General features: G+C 65.2%; 2 protein-coding genes. One reads left to right on the top strand and one right to left on the bottom strand.

Going from position 1 to position 2,189, the window contains the following annotated elements:
- The first annotated feature begins 323 nt into the window (after positions 1-323).
- Positions 324-719 carry a hypothetical protein gene (locus BGIM_RS0146465; RefSeq protein ID WP_020476401.1) on the top strand — a complete coding sequence of 132 codons (396 nt, stop codon included), beginning with the start codon at positions 324-326 and terminating at the stop codon, positions 717-719.
- On the opposite strand, the gene BGIM_RS66300 is transcribed toward BGIM_RS0146465, so the two are convergent.
- On the bottom strand, positions 696-2,189 hold a 1,494-nt coding region (locus BGIM_RS66300; RefSeq protein WP_193789098.1), incomplete at its 5' end, for a hybrid sensor histidine kinase/response regulator. The two genes, BGIM_RS0146465 and BGIM_RS66300, sit on opposite strands and share 24 nt — an antisense overlap.

Genomic DNA, 2,189 nt, shown 5'->3' with positions numbered 1-2,189 from the left:
AAACTGAAAAGACCGGCGGGGACGCCCTGAAGTTGTCGCCCGATCAACAACAAGACTCAAAACCCCGCCGGTTGTTGCATCTGTAACCTCCGCTTGATGACCGGGCAAGAAAATTTCCCGTCGGGGAATTTTCCGATTCCATCATGACAGCGGAATGGCTAAATTGCCGATGCAGTCACACGGCCCCAAAATCCGTTGCCGGTCCCAAAAACTGGTGGTGCTGCCAGGCCGGGGGCGATGCGAGTCCGCGCCCCGGCCACATTTTCCTTCTTCTCCGCGCGCATGGCGAGCCGCGAAGCCAGTTTGACCACCGGAATTTCCGAATGACCGAATCAACACGGCGGATCGTCCTGACCGGAGACATGACATATGCCGCCGCGCTGGCGGCTTTCGCCGCCGCGTGGCCCAACATCCGCCTTTTCTGGTATCGCCCCACGGTGGAACACTACAAAGAAGGCCGCCCGACCGGCGAGGAACTGGAACTCGCCCCGAACGACCGGTTGACACGCGCTTCCGGATATCAGGCGGTCTTGCGGGGTGACATGACTGTTCAGGACCTCCACGCCGCGATGGTCGGGAGCTTCGACTTGGAAACTCGCATCCGAGGCGAGGGCAACGGGCCGGTTTGGATGGCGACGTTGGATGAGGCCAATGCGGGCGTCAAACGGTCGGCGCGGGAGTGGATCGCCGGCCGCTCATTCCGGTCGGGCGGGGCGTAAGTCGCCGAGCAACTGTTGCAAGGCATTTAGCTCGACGGGCTTTACCAAGTGCCCGTCGCAGCCAGCCTCGCGGGACCGCTTCCGGTCGGCGTCCTGGCCCCACCCGGTCAGGGCGATGATTGTCACCTCGCGCCCCCATTCCTTGGCGCGGATACACCGGGTCGCCTCCAGTCCGTTCATTCGTGGCATCCCAATGTCCATCAGGATCACCTCCGGCCGGAATCGCTCGGCCTGTTCAAGCGATTCCTGTCCGTCGCGAGCGGTTGCGACCTCACCTCCCAGGAGACTCAGCATCATCGCCAGCGATTCCGCCCCGTCCGGGTTGTCATCCACGACGAGGACCCGGCGCCTCACTCCCGGATCGGCCGTTTTTCCGACCGTTGAATATTCGACGGTTTCCGATTCGAGCGCCAGCCTTGGAAGAGTGACGGTGAACTCGCTGCCACGCCCTTCTCCCCGGCTCGCCGCCACAACTGTTCCGCCGTGCATCTCCACCAGTCCCTTGACCAGCGCGAGCCCGATCCCCAAGCCGCCCGCGTTGCGCTCGGTCGGCCGGTCCACTTGCGAGAACATGTCGAAAATGTTCGGCAGGGCTTCGGCCGGGATGCCGATCCCGGTGTCACGAACGGTCACCGCGACAGAGCCGTCACGCGGCTCGGCCGTCAGCCACACCCGGCCGCCCCGCTCGGTGTACTTGGCGCTGTTGGTGAGGAGGTTGCTGACGACCTGCGACAGGCGTGTCAGGTCGGCGTCGAGGAAAACCGGCTCCGGGGGAAGTGAAAGATGCAACTCGTGCCCCGCTTCGTCAATCACCGGCCGGGCCGTCTCCACGGCGCTGTTGACCACGTCCTTGAGCGCCACGCGCGTCCGGCGAAGCACCATCTTGCTGCGGCCGATTCGGGACACGTCCAGCAGGTCGTCGATCATCCGGACCATGTGGGTGAGCTGCCGGTCCATCATCGCCTGCGCCCGTTCCCGCGAGGCGGTGTCCGACGCCAGCCGGATCACTTGCAGCCCGTTGCGGATCGGGGCCAGAGGGTTCCGAAGCTCGTGCGCCAGCAGTGCGATGAAGTCGTCTTTCTTGCGATCGGCGTCCTTCAACGCCGCCTCGGCGTGAATGCGGGCGGTCACGTCCTCGATGATCGCCGAGGCCCGCGCCGGACGGCCGTCGGAGCCCCGCACGACAGTCGCCGTCACTCGCACCCACACAACCTCGCCGCCCTTCCGTAGATACCGCTTCTCGACGGCGTACTGGCCCACCTCCCCGAGCACGAGCGACCGGAACTGCGCGTCCCCGGCGGCCCGGTCGTCCGGATGGGTCAGGTCGCGGATGGCCATGCCGAGCAGTTCGTCCGCCGAATACCTGAGAAGTTCGCAGAGTTTCGGGTTGACCCGAATCAGTCTCCCCGTGGCCGGGTCGGCCTGGGCCTTGCCCACCCCGGCGCCCTCGAACGTCGCCCGGAATTCGGC

This window comes from Zavarzinella formosa DSM 19928 (genome assembly GCF_000255705.1).
GTDB classification, from domain to species: domain Bacteria; phylum Planctomycetota; class Planctomycetia; order Gemmatales; family Gemmataceae; genus Zavarzinella; species Zavarzinella formosa.
Note: the sequence above shows the minus strand (reverse complement) of the source record. Positions and strands in the feature narration are given on the sequence as shown.